General features: G+C 47.0%; 7 protein-coding genes, 5 tRNA genes and 6 rRNA genes. 14 read left to right on the forward strand and 4 right to left on the reverse strand.

The annotated features are described in order from the left end of the window. The first annotated feature begins 83 nt into the window (after positions 1-83). A complete protein-coding gene (gene fabR, locus OCU46_RS00460) occupies positions 84-698 on the forward strand; it encodes an HTH-type transcriptional repressor FabR (protein ID WP_141273640.1) in 615 nt (204 codons plus the stop codon). Between the two features lie 9 nt (positions 699-707). Beyond that, complete coding sequence (locus OCU46_RS00465) at positions 708-1,067, forward strand: YijD family membrane protein (protein WP_141273630.1); 360 nt, start codon at positions 708-710, stop codon at positions 1,065-1,067. A 33-nt stretch (positions 1,068-1,100) separates the two neighbouring features. Here the strand turns inward: OCU46_RS00465 and trmA are convergent, their stop codons facing one another. After that, on the reverse strand, positions 1,101-2,210 hold the full coding sequence (gene trmA / locus OCU46_RS00470; protein ID WP_141273632.1) for a tRNA (uridine(54)-C5)-methyltransferase TrmA: 1,110 nt from the start codon (positions 2,208-2,210) through the stop codon (positions 1,101-1,103). A 217-nt stretch (positions 2,211-2,427) separates the two neighbouring features. On the opposite strand from trmA, the gene murI reads away from it, so the two are divergent. Then, complete coding sequence (gene murI / locus OCU46_RS00475; protein ID WP_141273634.1) at positions 2,428-3,216, forward strand: glutamate racemase; 789 nt, start codon at positions 2,428-2,430, stop codon at positions 3,214-3,216. On the opposite strand, the gene OCU46_RS00480 is transcribed toward murI, so the two are convergent. After that, complete coding sequence (locus tag OCU46_RS00480) at positions 3,197-3,679, reverse strand: RNA recognition motif domain-containing protein (protein WP_141273636.1); 483 nt, start codon at positions 3,677-3,679, stop codon at positions 3,197-3,199. The genes murI and OCU46_RS00480 overlap by 20 nt on opposite strands. A 610-nt stretch (positions 3,680-4,289) precedes the next feature. On the opposite strand from OCU46_RS00480, the gene OCU46_RS00485 reads away from it, so the two are divergent. From OCU46_RS00485 to OCU46_RS00535, 11 genes are all read left to right on the forward strand, one after another. Then, a 16S ribosomal RNA gene (locus OCU46_RS00485) occupies positions 4,290-5,842 on the forward strand. Between the two features lie 67 nt (positions 5,843-5,909). After that, positions 5,910-5,985 (forward strand) — tRNA-Glu (locus OCU46_RS00490). A 357-nt stretch (positions 5,986-6,342) separates the two neighbouring features. Next, positions 6,343-9,231: ribosomal RNA gene (locus OCU46_RS00495) — 23S ribosomal RNA — on the forward strand. A gap of 90 nt (positions 9,232-9,321) precedes the next feature. Beyond that, positions 9,322-9,437: ribosomal RNA gene (gene rrf, locus OCU46_RS00500) — 5S ribosomal RNA — on the forward strand. A 364-nt stretch (positions 9,438-9,801) separates the two neighbouring features. Beyond that, positions 9,802-11,354 (forward strand): 16S ribosomal RNA (locus OCU46_RS00505). 69 nt (positions 11,355-11,423) lie between these two features. Then, positions 11,424-11,500: transfer RNA gene (locus tag OCU46_RS00510), tRNA-Ile, on the forward strand. A gap of 40 nt (positions 11,501-11,540) precedes the next feature. After that, positions 11,541-11,616: transfer RNA gene (locus OCU46_RS00515), tRNA-Ala, on the forward strand. 337 nt (positions 11,617-11,953) lie between these two features. Continuing rightward, positions 11,954-14,842: ribosomal RNA gene (locus OCU46_RS00520) — 23S ribosomal RNA — on the forward strand. A 90-nt stretch (positions 14,843-14,932) separates the two neighbouring features. Then, positions 14,933-15,048 (forward strand): 5S ribosomal RNA (rrf, locus tag OCU46_RS00525). Together the 16S, 23S and 5S rRNA genes with 5 tRNA genes alongside form the textbook arrangement of a ribosomal RNA operon. A gap of 61 nt (positions 15,049-15,109) precedes the next feature. Next, positions 15,110-15,186 (forward strand) — tRNA-Asp (locus OCU46_RS00530). Positions 15,187-15,247: 61 nt separating this feature from the next. Continuing rightward, positions 15,248-15,324: transfer RNA gene (locus tag OCU46_RS00535), tRNA-Trp, on the forward strand. Positions 15,325-15,621: 297 nt separating this feature from the next. On the opposite strand, the gene pssA is transcribed toward OCU46_RS00535, so the two are convergent. Then, entirely contained in the window at positions 15,622-16,962 is a 1,341-nt protein-coding gene (pssA, locus tag OCU46_RS00540; protein WP_141273718.1) for a CDP-diacylglycerol--serine O-phosphatidyltransferase, read from the reverse strand. Between the two features lie 102 nt (positions 16,963-17,064). Further along, the gene (locus OCU46_RS00545; RefSeq protein ID WP_141273716.1) at positions 17,065-17,490 is read right to left on the reverse strand and encodes a GNAT family N-acetyltransferase; all 426 of its coding nucleotides are present in this window, start codon (positions 17,488-17,490) and stop codon (positions 17,065-17,067) included. Between the last annotated feature and the right edge of the window lie 22 nt (positions 17,491-17,512).

The raw sequence follows: 17,512 nt of genomic DNA on the forward strand, positions 1-17,512 counted from the left end.
ATCACTTTGTGGGTAGTGAGAGTTTGCAAATAGAGAAGCAGTTATGTTTTATTGGGGCAGGTCAAAAAGAGTATGAATGGAATATGGGCGTTAGGGCAGAGCAAAAACAAAAAACCAGAAGAGCGATTATCGACTCAGCGTTTGGACAGTTATCTGCTGGCAGAAGCTTTTCTAGTATGAGCCTTCGGGAAGTGGCTAGAGAGGCAGGTATTGCACCAACGTCTTTTTATCGACATTTTGATGATATGGACCAGTTGGGTATCGTCATGGTAGATGAAGCGGGTTTGTTGTTACGACAGTTGATGCGCAGAGCTCGCGAAAGAATTCAGCCTGACCGGAGTGTGATTCAAACTTCAATAGAAACGTTTGTTGAATTTATCGAGACGAACCCAGATATCTTTAGACTCTTATTGCGTGAGCGCTCGGGGACATCGGAAGAGTTCCGTGCTGCAGTAGCCCGAGAAATTCAGTTCTTTTGTGCTGAACTAGCGGACTATTTAAATGCGCAACAATTGCCTAGAGAGATTGCATCGCTACAGGCTGAAGCTATTGTTACTTTAGTATTTAGCTCTGGTGCGGAGTTTCTAGATATTGAGCCCAACCAACGTGCGGCACACAGACAAAGACTGGTTGATCAAGTACGAATGATCTCTTTGGGTGCCCACGCTATGAATCAATTTCAAAACAAGAATGATTAAGAGGATTCTATGACAGATAAGAAAGAGGCGTTGGCTTCAGATAAAAAGTCACTTTTGTTAGCGCTGGTTTGTGGAATGAGTGGCAGTGCTTTACTGTCTTCTCTATCAGTACCAGGTTATTCCTTTTCAATTTTCCCATTAATCTGCTTGGTGCTAGCCGTCCAAGTGATTTATCAAAACTATTTAAGTAAGCCTGTCGATGAGGACTTCCCGTTGCTAGGGTTAGGTAGTTTCTTTATTGGTTTCTTTGGACATGGCGCATTTCTAAAAGCGCAATATCCAGAAGCAGGCTCAAATTTCTTTTCAATCGTCTTTACCTTGCTGTTGCTACTCTGGGTAGGAAGAAAGCTAGGTTACCTAGGAAGATAAAAAAAAGAGCGGATATCCGCTCTTTTTTATTGGTTAGGCTTTGCGCTCAAGCATTATTCCCATTTCCATATGATGGGTATAGGGGAATTGGTCAAACAGGGCATAACGAGTAATGTTGTGAGTTTCGGATAGAATCTCTAAATTATCTTTCAATGTGTCTGGGTTGCAGGAAATGTATAAAATACGTTCGTAACCTTGAACCATGCGACAGGTACCTTCATCCATACCTGAACGAGGTGGATCAACAAAGATGGTATTGCAGTCGTAACTGCTTAAATCAACATTAGCCTGTTTAAGACGACGGAACTCACGCTTACCTTCCATCGCATCAGTAAAATCTTCAGCAGACATGCGTATGATCTGAACATTGTCTATTTCGTTGGCTTTAATATTGTATTGGGCTGAGTCTACAGATGGCTTAGCCAACTCAGTAGCCAATACACGATTAAAGTTTTGCGCTAACGCTAGTGAGAAATTACCGTTACCACAATAAAGCTCTAACAAGTCACCCTTAGATTCCTTGGTGCAGTCTACTGCCCACTCCAGCATTTTCTCAGCAACACGGCCATTAGGTTGAGTAAAGCTATTCTCAACTTGCTGATATGTGTAAGTCTTACCAAACACATTTAGCTTTTCAATTACGTAGTCTCTATCTAGGACGACCTTCATCTTCCTAGCTCTACCGATCAGATTTAAATTAAACCCTTCATCATTGAGACGCTGCTTAAGAGCCTTGGCTCTTTCTTGCCACTCATCATCAAGTTGCTTGTGATATAGAAGTGAAATTAGAATTTCACCACTAAGTGTAGAAAGGAAGTCTACTTGGAAAAGTTTATGACGTAGCACGTCGTGTTCTTTTACCGCTTCAACTAATAGTGGCATCAAGTCATTGATCAAACGGCTAGCAACAGGGAATTGGTCAACACGGTATTTTTCGCGTGTCTGTTGGTTAAACATCACGTAGTACAGGTCTTCACCTTCGTGCCAAACGCGGAACTCTGCTCGCATTCGGTAATGCTGCTCATCAGAAGTGAAAACTTCTAATGATGGCATCGTATATTCGCTAAACATCTCTTGCAGACGTGCGGTTTTATCGTCTAACTGCACCTGATAAGACTCAGAGTTTACATTTGGGTTGGCCATTCACTTTTCCTGACTTGAAACAAGAGGCGCAGATTCTATACTCATCAGCCTCCGGAGTATAGATTGTGTGCACTAGATATTTGATTCAATAATAGTTGTCTGCGCATAAAACCGTGCTGTAATTTTTACTTCGTTATAATATTAGATGACTTAACTATGTCGTGTATTTTGATAGAGTAGCCTCCCATTAATAATCCAAACCTGACTAAGAGCGCCAATGCCTGAAACAAGAATCTTAATGTTTGACTCCGGAGTGGGTGGCATTTCTGTATTTAAAGATATAAAGGCAAGGCTTCCTTGGGTGAGTGTTACCTATGCATTCGATAATCAGGCATACCCTTATGGGGAGCTAGCGCAAGATGAGTTAGTTGATCGAGTGGAACAGTATGTTCAGCACTTTATTGAGACTCAGAGCATTTCTTTAGTCGTGATCGCGTGCAATACCGCAAGTACAGTCGTCCTTCCTAGACTAAGAGAGAAATTCTCTATTCCTATCGTGGGTGTTGTTCCCGCTATTAAGCCAGCTTCACAACGCGCAAACCTTGGTGTTGGTCTTATTGCTACTCCGGCTACGGTGACGAGAGAGTACACCCATGACTTAATAAAAGACTTTGCTAAGGATAAAGACGTCAAAATGGTCGGTACTACTGAGCTGGTGGATATGGCAGAGCAGAAACTCAGAGGGGTCGATGTTGACCTAGCAGTATTGGACCAAGTGTTACAGCCTTTGAAAGGCAATATTGATGTTGCTGTATTAGGATGTACCCACTTCCCGCTATTAAGAAACGAAATTTGCCAGGTGTTAGGTAATGATGTGACGTTAGTGGATTCAGGTGATGCGATATCAAGAAGGGTAGAGTTTTTACTTAACGAGAGTTCAATAACTCATTCTAACGGTGATTTGAGCTACGATGTGTTTTGTAGCGCGGAGCCGTATTCCAGATCAGCGCTACAATCCTCTTTTACTGAGTTAGGTTTTTCCCTGATTAAGATTCAGCCGCTGTAGGGTGCTTAGGTTCATTGGCGACACGGACCTTAATCGTTCTTTGCATATACTCATGCTCATTAAGAGATGCAATCATTGCATCAGCATCGTCATTCTCTACTTCAACAAAACCAAAACCACGACGTTTACCCGTTCGCTTGTCTTTCATTAGACGCACGCTATAAACAGTGCCGTATTCTTCAAATAGCTCCTTTACATGAGATTCGCTCGCTTTGTAGGAAAGGTTGCCCACATATAAGGTGGTGTTCTCATCACTCGAAGCTGATTCGGAGGAAGAAGAATAAGAAGAATAAGAGGGATTAGAGTTTGAAGTAGTACGAGCAGGTTTCTGCCATAAGATTAGGGCAGTTGCGGCTACGCCTAAACAGAAAGCAATAGCAGGATGTAAAGGCATGAGAGATACAAGTGCTGAACCAGCTACTGCAAGGATGATGACAATCAATAGAGACTTGTTTGAGTTCATAATTCGCTTATCACTATATTGGTGAATTGATGGATGTGAAATTCATTAACAAAACAGACACATAGATATTACGCACGCCACAATAATTTTTCCAATTTTATCCTCTGATCACGTCTAATATGTCGCAAAAACCGTTTTTGTCTGTTTTATGAACGCTTGAAATAAAACTTTAAAAAAGCCCTTGCCAATGTGACTCAGCTCTCTATAATGCGCCCTCACTGACACGGCAACAGCGGAAACGCTTCGCAGTGTTTCAGTAGGCTAACTAGCCGAACCAAATTGAGTTTAACTTCTCTTAGAAAATTAAATTCAAAAAGTGTTTGACACTGAGGTTCAAATCGCTAGAATGGCCGTCCGCTTTGAGAGGCTCCTCACAAAAGGAATCATCGAAAAGCAAAGCTCTTTAACAATTTAAACCTATCAATCTGTGTGGGCACTCGTTGATGATAATCGAAAAGATTTATCAATGAACTGAGTGACCAATACAATGATTTTTAATCATTGGCACAGTCAATTCATTGTCGTTCTGTTGGAACGATAATAGCTTTAAAATTACATAGTAGTTTTGAAGTCAGTATTCATTGAGCCGGTCGCAAGACCAAAAAAACTTTAATTGAAGAGTTTGATCATGGCTCAGATTGAACGCTGGCGGCAGGCCTAACACATGCAAGTCGAGCGGAAACGACAACATTGACCCTTCGGGTGATTTGTTGGGCGTCGAGCGGCGGACGGGTGAGTAATGCCTGGGAAATTGCCCTGATGTGGGGGATAACCATTGGAAACGATGGCTAATACCGCATAACGTCTACGGACCAAAGAGGGGGACCTTCGGGCCTCTCGCTTCAGGATATGCCCAGGTGGGATTAGCTAGTTGGTGAGGTAATGGCTCACCAAGGCGACGATCCCTAGCTGGTCTGAGAGGATGATCAGCCACACTGGAACTGAGACACGGTCCAGACTCCTACGGGAGGCAGCAGTGGGGAATATTGCACAATGGGCGCAAGCCTGATGCAGCCATGCCGCGTGTATGAAGAAGGCCTTCGGGTTGTAAAGTACTTTCAGTCGTGAGGAAGGCGTTGAAGTTAATAGCTTCATCGTTTGACGTTAGCGACAGAAGAAGCACCGGCTAACTCCGTGCCAGCAGCCGCGGTAATACGGAGGGTGCGAGCGTTAATCGGAATTACTGGGCGTAAAGCGCATGCAGGTGGTTTGTTAAGTCAGATGTGAAAGCCCGGGGCTCAACCTCGGAACCGCATTTGAAACTGGCAGGCTAGAGTACTGTAGAGGGGGGTAGAATTTCAGGTGTAGCGGTGAAATGCGTAGAGATCTGAAGGAATACCAGTGGCGAAGGCGGCCCCCTGGACAGATACTGACACTCAGATGCGAAAGCGTGGGGAGCAAACAGGATTAGATACCCTGGTAGTCCACGCCGTAAACGATGTCTACTTGGAGGTTGTGGCCTTGAGCCGTGGCTTTCGGAGCTAACGCGTTAAGTAGACCGCCTGGGGAGTACGGTCGCAAGATTAAAACTCAAATGAATTGACGGGGGCCCGCACAAGCGGTGGAGCATGTGGTTTAATTCGATGCAACGCGAAGAACCTTACCTACTCTTGACATCCAGAGAACTCGCTAGAGATAGCTTGGTGCCTTCGGGAACTCTGAGACAGGTGCTGCATGGCTGTCGTCAGCTCGTGTTGTGAAATGTTGGGTTAAGTCCCGCAACGAGCGCAACCCTTATCCTTGTTTGCCAGCACGTAATGGTGGGAACTCCAGGGAGACTGCCGGTGATAAACCGGAGGAAGGTGGGGACGACGTCAAGTCATCATGGCCCTTACGAGTAGGGCTACACACGTGCTACAATGGCGCATACAGAGGGCAGCCAACCAGCGATGGTGAGCGAATCCCAAAAAGTGCGTCGTAGTCCGGATTGGAGTCTGCAACTCGACTCCATGAAGTCGGAATCGCTAGTAATCGTGAATCAGAATGTCACGGTGAATACGTTCCCGGGCCTTGTACACACCGCCCGTCACACCATGGGAGTGGGCTGCAAAAGAAGTGGGTAGTTTAACCTTCGGGAGGACGCTCACCACTTTGTGGTTCATGACTGGGGTGAAGTCGTAACAAGGTAGCCCTAGGGGAACCTGGGGCTGGATCACCTCCTTATACGATGATTACTCACGATGAGTGTCCACACAGATTGATATGGTTTAGAAAGTTAAGAGATGCCTATGTCCCGTTCGTCTAGAGGCCTAGGACACCGCCCTTTCACGGCGGTAACAGGGGTTCGACTCCCCTACGGGATACCATCTTTAAACGCATTTTCTTATTAAGAAAATTAAGTGTCTTTAAAAATGGTTTTTTCCTTTATAGGAAACAAACTTGCTCTTTAACAATTTGGAAAGCTGACGATAAATAATGTGATTTCATTATTTATCAAATTTAAAAGTTCTCAAATCCTAGTGATTCTTTTTAAGTAAAGAGTGATTAGGTACCAACACACATTCAAGTGTTCTTGGGAATGTATCCTTGCCAGGATGCATTCAAATTTGAGTCCGGCAAAATCGAATGTTATCTCGCTCATAATAAAGAGATAACGCACCTTGGAAACGTCATACTGCAGCGTAGCAACTGCATTGCGTAAGCAAGACCCTTTGGGGTTGTATGGTTAAGTGACTAAGCGTACACGGTGGATGCCTTGGCAGTCAGAGGCGATGAAAGACGTAATAACTTGCGATAAGCCCAGATTAGGTAGTAATAACCATTTGAGTCTGGGATTTCTGAATGGGGAAACCCACGTGCATAAGCACGTATCGTTATGTGAATACATAGCATAACGAGGCAAACCCGGGGAACTGAAACATCTAAGTACCCGGAGGAAGAGAAATCAACCGAGATTCCGAAAGTAGCGGCGAGCGAAATTGGATTAGCCCTTAAGCTTTTAATGCGTCAGGTGAAGAGTCTGGAAAGTCTCGCAGTATAGGGTGATAGCCCCGTAACCGACAACGCATTTTAAGTGAAAACGAGTAAGGCGGGACACGTGATATCCTGTTTGAACATGGGGGGACCATCCTCCAAGGCTAAATACTACTGACTGACCGATAGTGAACCAGTACCGTGAGGGAAAGGCGAAAAGAACCCCTGTGAGGGGAGTGAAATAGAACCTGAAACCGTGTACGTACAAGCAGTAGGAGCGCCTCGAAGCGTGACTGCGTACCTTTTGTATAATGGGTCAGCGACTTATATTCAGTGGCAAGGTTAACCGTTTAGGGGAGCCGTAGGGAAACCGAGTCTTAACTGGGCGTTCAGTCTCTGGATATAGACCCGAAACCAGGTGATCTAGCCATGGGCAGGTTGAAGGTTGAGTAACATCAACTGGAGGACCGAACCGACTAATGTTGAAAAATTAGCGGATGACTTGTGGCTAGGGGTGAAAGGCCAATCAAACCTGGAGATAGCTGGTTCTCCCCGAAAGCTATTTAGGTAGCGCCTCGGACGAATACCAATGGGGGTAGAGCACTGTTAAGGCTAGGGGGTCATCCCGACTTACCAACCCTTTGCAAACTCCGAATACCATTGAGTACTATCCGGGAGACACACGGCGGGTGCTAACGTCCGTCGTGGAGAGGGAAACAACCCAGACCGCCAGCTAAGGTCCCAAAGTATAGCTAAGTGGGAAACGATGTGGGAAGGCTCAGACAGCCAGGATGTTGGCTTAGAAGCAGCCATCATTTAAAGAAAGCGTAATAGCTCACTGGTCGAGTCGGCCTGCGCGGAAGATGTAACGGGGCTAAGCTATACACCGAAGCTGCGGCTGCATACTTTGTATGCGGGGTAGGGGAGCGTTCTGTAAGCGGTTGAAGGTGGTCTGTAAGGGCTGCTGGACGTATCAGAAGTGCGAATGCTGACATGAGTAACGATAAAGGGGGTGAAAAACCCCCTCGCCGGAAGACCAAGGGTTCCTGTCCAACGTTAATCGGGGCAGGGTAAGTCGACCCCTAAGGCGAGGCCGAAAGGCGTAGTCGATGGGAAACGGGTTAATATTCCCGTACTTCTTATAATTGCGATGGGGGGACGGAGAAGGCTAGGTGGGCCTGGCGATGGTTGTCCAGGTTCAAGTATGTAGGCGGAAGGTTTAGGTAAATCCGGACTTTCTTAACGCTGAGATACGATGTCGAGCTGCTACGTGCAGTGAAGTCATTGATGCCATGCTTCCAGGAAAAGCCTCTAAGCTTCAGATTATAAGAAATCGTACCCCAAACCGACACAGGTGGTCGGGTAGAGAATACCAAGGCGCTTGAGAGAACTCGGGTGAAGGAACTAGGCAAAATGGTACCGTAACTTCGGGAGAAGGTACGCTCTTGGCGGTGAAGTCCCTTGCGGATGGAGCTACTAGGAGTCGCAGATACCAGGTGGCTGCAACTGTTTATTAAAAACACAGCACTGTGCAAAATCGTAAGATGACGTATACGGTGTGACGCCTGCCCGGTGCCGGAAGGTTAATTGATGGGGTTAGACTTCGGTCGAAGCTCTTGATCGAAGCCCCGGTAAACGGCGGCCGTAACTATAACGGTCCTAAGGTAGCGAAATTCCTTGTCGGGTAAGTTCCGACCTGCACGAATGGCGTAATGATGGCCACGCTGTCTCCACCCGAGACTCAGTGAAATTGAAATCGCTGTGAAGATGCAGTGTACCCGCGGCTAGACGGAAAGACCCCGTGAACCTTTACTACAGCTTGGCACTGAACATTGAGCCTACATGTGTAGGATAGGTGGGAGGCTTTGAAGACGGTACGCCAGTATCGTTGGAGCCATCCTTGAAATACCACCCTTGTATGTTTGATGTTCTAACTTAGCCCCCTTATCGGGGGTGAGGACAGTGCCTGGTGGGTAGTTTGACTGGGGCGGTCTCCTCCCAAAGAGTAACGGAGGAGCACGAAGGTGGGCTAAACACGGTTGGACATCGTGTGGTTAGTGCAATGGCATAAGCCCGCTTGACTGCGAGAATGACAATTCGAGCAGGTGCGAAAGCAGGTCATAGTGATCCGGTGGTTCTGAATGGAAGGGCCATCGCTCAACGGATAAAAGGTACTCCGGGGATAACAGGCTGATACCGCCCAAGAGTTCATATCGACGGCGGTGTTTGGCACCTCGATGTCGGCTCATCACATCCTGGGGCTGAAGTCGGTCCCAAGGGTATGGCTGTTCGCCATTTAAAGTGGTACGCGAGCTGGGTTTAGAACGTCGTGAGACAGTTCGGTCCCTATCTGCCGTGGGCGTTGGAAGATTGAAGGGGGCTGCTCCTAGTACGAGAGGACCGGAGTGGACGAACCTCTGGTGTTCGGGTTGTCATGCCAATGGCATTGCCCGGTAGCTAAGTTCGGAATCGATAACCGCTGAAAGCATCTAAGCGGGAAGCGAGCCCTGAGATGAGTCTTCCCTGGCACTTTAAGTGTCCTAAAGGGTTGTTCGAGACTAGAACGTTGATAGGCAGGGTGTGTAAGTGCTGCGAGGCATTGAGCTAACCTGTACTAATTGCCCGTGAGGCTTAACCATACAACACCCAAGGGGTTTTGTGGACTCGAAGTAAGAACTTTGAATGTGTATATGACTTTTAAATAACAGTTTTCCGAATTTTAAAATTTGCTTGGCGACCATAGCATTGTGGACCCACCTGATTCCATGCCGAACTCAGAAGTGAAACATAATAGCGCCGATGGTAGTGTGGGGCTTCCCCATGTGAGAGTAGGACATCGCCAGGCTTTAATTTTGATTGAACTCAAATTGAGTTCAGTCACCATAAGATTTTAAGAAATTTCTTAGAGTTTTATGTTGACTTTCAAAGTAGAGAGCGTATTATACGCACCTCGCTTAAGTGCTAAGGCACTGAAAGCAAAGCTCTTTAACAATTTAAACCTATCAATCTGTGTGGGCACTCGTTGATGATAATCGAAAAGATTTATCAATGAACTGAGTGACCAATACAATGATTTTTAATCATTGGCACAGTCAATTCATTATCGTTCTGTTGGAACGATAATAGCTTTAAAATTACTTCTTACTTTCGAGTAAGGAACAGTTTTGAAGTCAGTATTCATTGAGCCGGTCGCAAGACCAAAAAAACTTTAATTGAAGAGTTTGATCATGGCTCAGATTGAACGCTGGCGGCAGGCCTAACACATGCAAGTCGAGCGGAAACGACAACATTGACCCTTCGGGTGATTTGTTGGGCGTCGAGCGGCGGACGGGTGAGTAATGCCTGGGAAATTGCCCTGATGTGGGGGATAACCATTGGAAACGATGGCTAATACCGCATAACGTCTACGGACCAAAGAGGGGGACCTTCGGGCCTCTCGCTTCAGGATATGCCCAGGTGGGATTAGCTAGTTGGTGAGGTAATGGCTCACCAAGGCGACGATCCCTAGCTGGTCTGAGAGGATGATCAGCCACACTGGAACTGAGACACGGTCCAGACTCCTACGGGAGGCAGCAGTGGGGAATATTGCACAATGGGCGCAAGCCTGATGCAGCCATGCCGCGTGTATGAAGAAGGCCTTCGGGTTGTAAAGTACTTTCAGTCGTGAGGAAGGCGTTGAAGTTAATAGCTTCATCGTTTGACGTTAGCGACAGAAGAAGCACCGGCTAACTCCGTGCCAGCAGCCGCGGTAATACGGAGGGTGCGAGCGTTAATCGGAATTACTGGGCGTAAAGCGCATGCAGGTGGTTTGTTAAGTCAGATGTGAAAGCCCGGGGCTCAACCTCGGAACCGCATTTGAAACTGGCAGGCTAGAGTACTGTAGAGGGGGGTAGAATTTCAGGTGTAGCGGTGAAATGCGTAGAGATCTGAAGGAATACCAGTGGCGAAGGCGGCCCCCTGGACAGATACTGACACTCAGATGCGAAAGCGTGGGGAGCAAACAGGATTAGATACCCTGGTAGTCCACGCCGTAAACGATGTCTACTTGGAGGTTGTGGCCTTGAGCCGTGGCTTTCGGAGCTAACGCGTTAAGTAGACCGCCTGGGGAGTACGGTCGCAAGATTAAAACTCAAATGAATTGACGGGGGCCCGCACAAGCGGTGGAGCATGTGGTTTAATTCGATGCAACGCGAAGAACCTTACCTACTCTTGACATCCAGAGAACTCGCTAGAGATAGCTTGGTGCCTTCGGGAACTCTGAGACAGGTGCTGCATGGCTGTCGTCAGCTCGTGTTGTGAAATGTTGGGTTAAGTCCCGCAACGAGCGCAACCCTTATCCTTGTTTGCCAGCACGTAATGGTGGGAACTCCAGGGAGACTGCCGGTGATAAACCGGAGGAAGGTGGGGACGACGTCAAGTCATCATGGCCCTTACGAGTAGGGCTACACACGTGCTACAATGGCGCATACAGAGGGCAGCCAACCAGCGATGGTGAGCGAATCCCAAAAAGTGCGTCGTAGTCCGGATTGGAGTCTGCAACTCGACTCCATGAAGTCGGAATCGCTAGTAATCGTGAATCAGAATGTCACGGTGAATACGTTCCCGGGCCTTGTACACACCGCCCGTCACACCATGGGAGTGGGCTGCAAAAGAAGTGGGTAGTTTAACCTTCGGGAGGACGCTCACCACTTTGTGGTTCATGACTGGGGTGAAGTCGTAACAAGGTAGCCCTAGGGGAACCTGGGGCTGGATCACCTCCTTATACGATGATTACTCACGATGAGTGTCCACACAGATTGATATGGTTTGAAAAAGTTAAGAGTTTAATGTTGGGTCTGTAGCTCAGCTGGTTAGAGCGCTCGCCTGATAAGCGGGAGGTCGGTGGTTCAAGTCCACTCAGACCCACCAATTTCTTTCCCAAAAGATATTGGATGAAACATTAAGTTTTGGGGCTATAGCTCAGCTGGGAGAGCGCCTGCCTTGCACGCAGGAGGTCTGCGGTTCGATCCCGCATAGCTCCACCATCTTTAAGCGTATTTGCTTAAGTACTCTTAAAAATGGTTTCGAAAGCTATTTATTAGCAAAGAATCATGCTCTTTAACAATTTGGAAAGCTGACGATAAATAATGTGATTTCATTATTTATCAAATTTAAAAGTTCTCAAATCCTAATGATTTAATCATTAGGTACCAACACACATTCAAGTGTTCTTGGGAATGTATTCTTGCCAGAATGCATTCAAATTTGAGTCCGGCAAAATCGAATGTTATCTCGCTCATAATAAAGAGATAACGCACCTTGGAAACGTCATACTGCAGCGTAGCAACTGCATTGCGTAAGCAAGACCCTTTGGGGTTGTATGGTTAAGTGACTAAGCGTACACGGTGGATGCCTTGGCAGTCAGAGGCGATGAAAGACGTAATAACTTGCGATAAGCCCAGATTAGGTAGTAATAACCATTTGAGTCTGGGATTTCTGAATGGGGAAACCCACGTGCATAAGCACGTATCGTTATGTGAATACATAGCATAACGAGGCAAACCCGGGGAACTGAAACATCTAAGTACCCGGAGGAAGAGAAATCAACCGAGATTCCGAAAGTAGCGGCGAGCGAAATTGGATTAGCCCTTAAGCTTTTAATGCGTCAGGTGAAGAGTCTGGAAAGTCTCGCAGTATAGGGTGATAGCCCCGTAACCGACAACGCATTTTAAGTGAAAACGAGTAAGGCGGGACACGTGATATCCTGTTTGAACATGGGGGGACCATCCTCCAAGGCTAAATACTACTGACTGACCGATAGTGAACCAGTACCGTGAGGGAAAGGCGAAAAGAACCCCTGTGAGGGGAGTGAAATAGAACCTGAAACCGTGTACGTACAAGCAGTAGGAGCGCCTCGAAGCGTGACTGCGTACCTTTTGTATAATGGGTCAGCGACTTATATTCAGTGGCAAGGTTAACCGTTTAGGGGAGCCGTAGGGAAACCGAGTCTTAACTGGGCGTTCAGTCTCTGGATATAGACCCGAAACCAGGTGATCTAGCCATGGGCAGGTTGAAGGTTGAGTAACATCAACTGGAGGACCGAACCGACTAATGTTGAAAAATTAGCGGATGACTTGTGGCTAGGGGTGAAAGGCCAATCAAACCTGGAGATAGCTGGTTCTCCCCGAAAGCTATTTAGGTAGCGCCTCGGACGAATACCAATGGGGGTAGAGCACTGTTAAGGCTAGGGGGTCATCCCGACTTACCAACCCTTTGCAAACTCCGAATACCATTGAGTACTATCCGGGAGACACACGGCGGGTGCTAACGTCCGTCGTGGAGAGGGAAACAACCCAGACCGCCAGCTAAGGTCCCAAAGTATAGCTAAGTGGGAAACGATGTGGGAAGGCTCAGACAGCCAGGATGTTGGCTTAGAAGCAGCCATCATTTAAAGAAAGCGTAATAGCTCACTGGTCGAGTCGGCCTGCGCGGAAGATGTAACGGGGCTAAGCTATACACCGAAGCTGCGGCTGCATACTTTGTATGCGGGGTAGGGGAGCGTTCTGTAAGCGGTTGAAGGTGGTCTGTAAGGGCTGCTGGACGTATCAGAAGTGCGAATGCTGACATGAGTAACGATAAAGGGGGTGAAAAACCCCCTCGCCGGAAGACCAAGGGTTCCTGTCCAACGTTAATCGGGGCAGGGTAAGTCGACCCCTAAGGCGAGGCCGAAAGGCGTAGTCGATGGGAAACGGGTTAATATTCCCGTACTTCTTATAATTGCGATGGGGGGACGGAGAAGGCTAGGTGGGCCTGGCGATGGTTGTCCAGGTTCAAGTATGTAGGCGGAAGGTTTAGGTAAATCCGGACTTTCTTAACGCTGAGATACGATGTCGAGCTGCTACGTGCAGTGAAGTCATTGATGCCATGCTTCCAGGAAAAGCCTCTAAGCTTCAGATTATAAGAAATCGTACCCCAAACCGACACAGGTGGTCGGGTAGAGAATACCAAGGCGCTTGAGAGAACTCGGGTGAAGGAACTAGGCAAAATGGTACCGTAACTTCGGGAGAAGGTACGCTCTTGGCGGTGAAGTCCCTTGCGGATGGAGCTACTAGGAGTCGCAGATACCAGGTGGCTGCAACTGTTTATTAAAAACACAGCACTGTGCAAAATCGTAAGATGACGTATACGGTGTGACGCCTGCCCGGTGCCGGAAGGTTAATTGATGGGGTTAGACTTCGGTCGAAGCTCTTGATCGAAGCCCCGGTAAACGGCGGCCGTAACTATAACGGTCCTAAGGTAGCGAAATTCCTTGTCGGGTAAGTTCCGACCTGCACGAATGGCGTAATGATGGCCACGCTGTCTCCACCCGAGACTCAGTGAAATTGAAATCGCTGTGAAGATGCAGTGTACCCGCGGCTAGACGGAAAGACCCCGTGAACCTTTACTACAGCTTGGCACTGAACATTGAGCCTACATGTGTAGGATAGGTGGGAGGCTTTGAAGACGGTACGCCAGTATCGTTGGAGCCATCCTTGAAATACCACCCTTGTATGTTTGATGTTCTAACTTAGCCCCCTTATCGGGGGTGAGGACAGTGCCTGGTGGGTAGTTTGACTGGGGCGGTCTCCTCCCAAAGAGTAACGGAGGAGCACGAAGGTGGGCTAAACACGGTTGGACATCGTGTGGTTAGTGCAATGGCATAAGCCCGCTTGACTGCGAGAATGACAATTCGAGCAGGTGCGAAAGCAGGTCATAGTGATCCGGTGGTTCTGAATGGAAGGGCCATCGCTCAACGGATAAAAGGTACTCCGGGGATAACAGGCTGATACCGCCCAAGAGTTCATATCGACGGCGGTGTTTGGCACCTCGATGTCGGCTCATCACATCCTGGGGCTGAAGTCGGTCCCAAGGGTATGGCTGTTCGCCATTTAAAGTGGTACGCGAGCTGGGTTTAGAACGTCGTGAGACAGTTCGGTCCCTATCTGCCGTGGGCGTTGGAAGATTGAAGGGGGCTGCTCCTAGTACGAGAGGACCGGAGTGGACGAACCTCTGGTGTTCGGGTTGTCATGCCAATGGCATTGCCCGGTAGCTAAGTTCGGAATCGATAACCGCTGAAAGCATCTAAGCGGGAAGCGAGCCCTGAGATGAGTCTTCCCTGGCACTTTAAGTGTCCTAAAGGGTTGTTCGAGACTAGAACGTTGATAGGCAGGGTGTGTAAGTGCTGCGAGGCATTGAGCTAACCTGTACTAATTGCCCGTGAGGCTTAACCATACAACACCCAAGGGGTTTTGTGGACTCGAAGTAAGAACTTTGAATGTGTATATGACTTTTAAATAACAGTTTTCCGAATTTTAAAATTTGCTTGGCGACCATAGCATTGTGGACCCACCTGATTCCATGCCGAACTCAGAAGTGAAACACAATAGCGCCGATGGTAGTGTGGGGCTTCCCCATGTGAGAGTAGGACATCGCCAGGCTTTAAATTACATCTAACTAAAGCAACGCGAGTAAGACTTTAGCTAGATAACAAATTGGTGCGGAGTGGTAGTTCAGTTGGTTAGAATACCGGCCTGTCACGCCGGGGGTCGCGGGTTCGAGTCCCGTCCACTCCGCCACTTATTCTGATGACCTCGCTTTATGCGAGGTTTTTTCAGATTTAAGAAACTGAAAAATTTTAGGGGTGTAGCTCCAATTGGCAGAGCAGCGGATTCCAAATCCGCGTGTTGGGAGTTCGAATCTCTCCACCCCTGCCATATTAAAGGCCTTAGTCGAAAGACTAGGGCCTTTTTTTGTATCTTCAGTTTCTGCAAAGGAGAGGTTGAGAGTTAGATCGCTAGCCCGCTTGTAGGCAAATCTCATAGAATCCCTGGAATGCAGCCCCAATCCACCCCTGTCATATTAAAGGTCTTAGACTAGGCATCCCCGACGAAAGACTGAGGTATTTTTGGTATCTGTTATTTCTGCAAAGCTGTGTGGGAAGTAGAGAGCCAACAAAAAGGCCCCTATGTTTCCATAGGAGCCTTTTATATATCGAATGTGCCATCCAAGTATTAGAGCAACTGCTTGAGGACTCTATCAGCCTGTACGCGCGTAATTTTTCGCAATAGTTTCTGCACTGCTTCTGGGTAATGTTCAATCTTTTCAATATGTTTGTAACTTCCGATACGCTGGGTATTCTCGAAAATATTCTCAAACTCTTGTTCAAATTGAGACTTTAGATAGCCTTGCGGATCTCTAACAAGCAAGGCGTTTTCCAAGTCTAACTTCCAAGCTCTAGGATTTAGGTTGTTACCAGTTAACAGCATGTTCTGCTTATCTACCCATAGTCCCTTTAAGTGATAACTATTGGCGTCATGCTTCCAAAGAAGGATGTCTAACTTGCGGCAAGCGATATTCGCTTCATTTGCCTTCAAGAAACGGCGCAGATTCATCTCATACAGATACGGTAATCCACCCACTGTTTTGAACTCTTCTTCGGGATCGATGAAAAAGTCGTTGGCGGTTTTGTCACCTACAACAACCGTTACTTTCACGCCACGTCGCAAAGCTTTCTTAAGCTCCTTTGCAACACTTTTAGGGAAGTTAAAGTAAGGGGTACAAATGGTAATTTCTTCTTTGGCATCTCGCAGTAATTGTACGATAGCCATGTTGAGAAGGTTTCTACGTTTACCAACACCAACAATAGGCGTAATTGCTATCTTGTCTTCTGTGACATCTGAGCTTTCGAAACGGTAGTTGGTTACCGCTAGGCTTGCACGCAATTGGCGAATTGCACTTTTTAAAGATTTGGTTGTTGGACGATTCTGCTCTGTCAGTGTGTTAACTGCAGGATTCTTAATCAGTGCGTCCATAATGTAGGTAGCCATAGCATCGGCAATTGCTGGGCTATTGATCAGATGGTATCGATCAAAACGATATTTTTCTTGGTGGTGTAGATAGATATTGTTAATGCTTGCACCACTATAAAGAACCGTATCATCAAAGATAAAGCCTTTAAGGTGTAATACACCAAACACTTCTTTACCACGAACAGGCACACCGTAAACTGGGACGGTATGCTTGTGAGACTCAGCCATCTTTGTGTACATAGCTGCATTGCCATCAGATGACTCTGCACCTATCAAGCCACGTTGAGCTCTATGCCAATCTACACAAATCTGAACATCTAATCCTGGATTAGCTTGTTTTGCCTTGTAGATCTCACCAAAGACCTCTCGTCCTGCTTCGTCGTCCTCAAGATACAGGGCGGCAATGTAGATACGCTTCTTGGCTGTTTTGATAAGCTCTAATAGCTGTGCTTTGAACTCTTTAGCCGAATAAAGTGTTCTAAAGTCTTTTGGATCAACGGGAACTGCTTTTAGTCCATCGATGACATTCTTAGCTAAAACCATTATGAATATTAAGTCCTGTAAAGGGCTGATTTAGCCTGTTATTTTACCAAATTTGCAGCTTTAGTGCCTAGATGAATTGGTAAACAATTATCTTGAAATTAGTTATCTGTGATATTGCATGATAATTAGTGGCTTTCCCGTCTGAGTGTAGCGCAAATATAGCTTGGCCAATGTAGAAGGGAGGTCTTCAACTGGAATAGTTGTAAATCCGTGAGCGCTGTACAGTTGTTCTAGATGTTCATAGGCAAAGCAGAAAACCTTGTCATGCAGAATATCGCGCTGGCTGAAGCGCAGAAGCTGTGAGGCAATACCTTGATTACGCATTTCAGGAATAACGAGCATACCTGTAAGCAACTGCCACTTGTCCACTTCTCGATATCGTACAACCCCCACAATCTTAGAGTTTTCCTCGGCCACTATGATCTTCTCACCTGCCTTTATCTTTGTAGAAGGGTAGTGGGATTTGTATAACTTCTTGAGGAGCGGCAAACGCAACGGCTCCAGATCTTTGATAATCAGACTGTTCATTTATTAACTGCGGAATTGAGCT

This window comes from Vibrio comitans (genome assembly GCA_024346835.1).
Taxonomy (GTDB): domain Bacteria; phylum Pseudomonadota; class Gammaproteobacteria; order Enterobacterales; family Vibrionaceae; genus Vibrio; species Vibrio comitans.

Coding starts and splice junctions, on each gene's coding strand:
- fabR (WP_141273640.1), top strand. CDS start 84: ATGGGCGTTAGGGCAGAGCAAAAACAAAAAACCAGAAGAGCGATTATC.
- OCU46_RS00465 (WP_141273630.1), top strand. CDS start 708: ATGACAGATAAGAAAGAGGCGTTGGCTTCAGATAAAAAGTCACTTTTG.
- trmA (WP_141273632.1), bottom strand. CDS start 2,210: ATGGCCAACCCAAATGTAAACTCTGAGTCTTATCAGGTGCAGTTAGAC.
- murI (WP_141273634.1), top strand. CDS start 2,428: ATGCCTGAAACAAGAATCTTAATGTTTGACTCCGGAGTGGGTGGCATT.
- OCU46_RS00480 (WP_141273636.1), bottom strand. CDS start 3,679: ATGAACTCAAACAAGTCTCTATTGATTGTCATCATCCTTGCAGTAGCT.
- pssA (WP_141273718.1), bottom strand. CDS start 16,962: ATGGTTTTAGCTAAGAATGTCATCGATGGACTAAAAGCAGTTCCCGTT.
- OCU46_RS00545 (WP_141273716.1), bottom strand. CDS start 17,490: ATGAACAGTCTGATTATCAAAGATCTGGAGCCGTTGCGTTTGCCGCTC.